Here is a 2,685-nt window from a genome sequence, read left to right on the forward strand (position 1 = left end):
CGGACCGTGGCGGTCCCAGCGCTGGCGCCAGGCCAGGGCGCGGTCCTGCCACTGGCGGTGCGCGGGGCCGTCGGCGTCGAGCGCGGCCAGCGCCCCGGCATCAAGCCCGAGCAGCGGCGTGGCGAGCGCGCCGCGCAGGCGCGCGTCATCGGCCAGGTGCAGGCAGGCCTCCAGCAGGGTCAGCAGATCGGTGGCTTCATCGCTGAGGTACAGGCTGTCGCGGCCGGCGGCCACGCTGGGCACGCCGGCCCGCATCAGCGCGCGCTGCACCTGCTGCGCCTGGCGGTGGGTTTCCACCAGCACGGCGATGTCGCCGGGGCGAACCGGGCGCAGGGCGCCGGCGTCGCTCAGCTGTGCGTGGCCGGTGCCCAGCAGCGTGCGGACGCTGGCAACGCAGGCGACGGTGGCGAGGCCGCGCGCTTGGTCGGCGCTCCACGCACCCTCTGGCGCATCGGGCCAGGTGAGGAAGTGCAGCGCCGGCGCCGTGGCGCCGTCGATCACCAGCGCATCGTCGGCGACGAAGCCGCCCGGCCCCACTTCCACGAACGGAATGTTGGCCTGGCCGAACGGTTCATCGCCGGCGCCGGCATACAGTGCCTGCACCGACGTGAGCACGAGCGGCCTCGAACGGAAGTTTCGCTTGAGCGTCTCATGGCCAGCGGCCTGCTTCGCCGCTTCCAGGTAAGTGAAGACGTCGCCGCCGCGGAAGCGGTAGATGGCCTGCTTGGGATCGCCGATCAGGAACAGCGCGCGCGGCCCGCCGTCGGCCGGCGCTTGGGCGAACACGCGGTTGAAGATGGCCCACTGCAGCGGGTCGGTGTCCTGGAACTCGTCCACCAGGGCAATGCGGTACTGCTCGCGCAGCGCGTCGGCCAGCGCTTCGCCCTGCGCGCCGTCCAGCGCCTGCGCGAGGCCGCGGATCAGGTCGTCGAAGCCCTGCAGGCGGCGCTCGTGCTTGGTCTTTTCGAGGCGCGCGGCCGCTTCGCGGCGCAGGCGGTGCACCAGGTTGATGCGGCGCTGTTCGTCGCCCTGCTCCACCTGGTCACGCAGCGAGAGCCAGCGGTCAATCGCATCGGTGAGCGCATTCGCCGGCGCGGCCACCTTGCCCTGGAACGGCTTCTTGATGGCGCCGGCCAGCTTGAGCGTGCCGAACAGGCGCACGCGCTCGTCGGAGGGCGCGCCGATGCCGCCGCCCTGGGCCCAGGCTTCCAGCGCGCGCCATGCGGGCACGGTGCTGCGCTCGCCGTGCGTGGTGCCGTTGAGCGCGCCGGCATCGGCGCAGGCGCGCAGGGCCGCCTGCGTCTCGTCGCCGTGCAGCGCGAAGGCCGCGGCCACGGCCGGGCCGGCGGCGTCGAACTGCGTGCGCAGGTCGCGCTGGCGCGCTTCGTCCACCGGCTGCGGCGCCGGCAGCAGCACGTCCACGCCCACCAGGTCGCGCAAGGAGGACGCCATCGCGGCCGGCGACGGCCACAGCGCCATCAGTGCGCGGGCGTCGTCCGGGTCCTGGCACAGCAGGCGCCACAGGTCGGTGGCGACTTCCTCGCGCAGGCCGCGCTCGTTCTTCACCAGCTCCACGTCGCCCGGCACCTGTCCGGCCTCGAGCGCGTGGTCGGCCAGGGCGCGTCGGCAGAAGCCGTGGATGGTGTGCACCGGCGCCAGGTCCATGGCTTCGGCGGCCACGCGCAGGCGCGTGCGCAGGCTGGCCGCCGGTTCGGTGGCCAGCGCGGACTGCACCAGCTGCGCGGTGAGCACGTCGCTGGCCTTGGCCGGATCGGCGGCGGCGCCTTCGGCCAGGCGCGCGGCCAGGCCGAGCCGTTCGCGGATGCGCGTGCGCAGCTCCTGCGTGGCCGCTTCGGTGAAGGTGACCGCGAGGATTTTTTCCACCGGCAGCTTCAGCTCGATCACCAGGCGCGCGTACAGCGTGGCCAGGGTGAAGGTCTTGCCGGTGCCGGCGCTGGCTTCCACCAGCTGCAGGCCCGACAGCGGCAGGCGCAGGCCGAGGTCGGTGGCGGTATCAGTCATCGCCGACTCCCGTCGCGCCCTGCGCGGGCAGGCCGCGGAAGATGCGGTCGCACAGCTCGTCGAAGTGCTGCAGCGTGCCCGCGTCGCCGTCCACGAAGGGGTCCTGGCCGCGCAGCGCCAGCTTCACCCACGGGTCGTCGCCCTCGCCGGCGAAGCCGCTGCCGCCGCCGCACCACAGCGCGCGCGCCGCGGGCTCGGACTTTTCCGGCTTGTCGCTGGTGGCGTGCTGGAACCACACCCAGCCGCTCTTGGGCAGGAAAGGCAGCGCCTGCTGCGCGGCCTGGTCGGCCAGCGCCACCAGGTCGGCCAGGCGCGCGATGGCCTGCGCCTGCGGCAGCGGTGCGACGTCGTGCGGCGGCTCGCCGGCCAGCAGGCGCCGCACCGGGCGGGCTTCGCCCAGCGCGCTCCACGCCAGCCAGTCCAGCCCGAGGTCGAGCACCACCCGGCCGTGCGCCTTGCCCGGGCGGAACTGCAGCAGGCCGCGCGCATGCACGTTCGCGAAGCTGCCCACGAGGTCGCGGCCCGGCAGCGGAATGCGCCAAGCCATCGCCTGGGCCAGCAGGTATTCGAAGCGCTGCGCGCCGGCGACGTGGACGAAGCGGCGCTGCAGGCGCGGCTGCTGGCGCAGGCCATGGTCGCGCCCGGCCCGGCCGGCCGCGGAAT

The 2,685-nt window shown here is 74.4% G+C and carries 1 protein-coding gene and 1 pseudogene; both read right to left on the reverse strand.

Annotated elements, in window-relative coordinates:
• On the reverse strand, window positions 1-2,022 hold a 2,022-nt coding region (locus tag K0M70_RS02095; protein ID WP_290778651.1), incomplete at its 3' end, for a UvrD-helicase domain-containing protein.
• Window positions 2,015-2,685, reverse strand: a pseudogene (locus K0M70_RS02100) (hypothetical protein); the annotation flags it as partial. The gene K0M70_RS02095 and the pseudogene K0M70_RS02100, both read right to left, overlap by 8 nt.

It is taken from the genome of Arenimonas sp. (assembly GCF_019459675.1).
Lineage (GTDB): Bacteria > Pseudomonadota > Gammaproteobacteria > Xanthomonadales > Xanthomonadaceae > Arenimonas.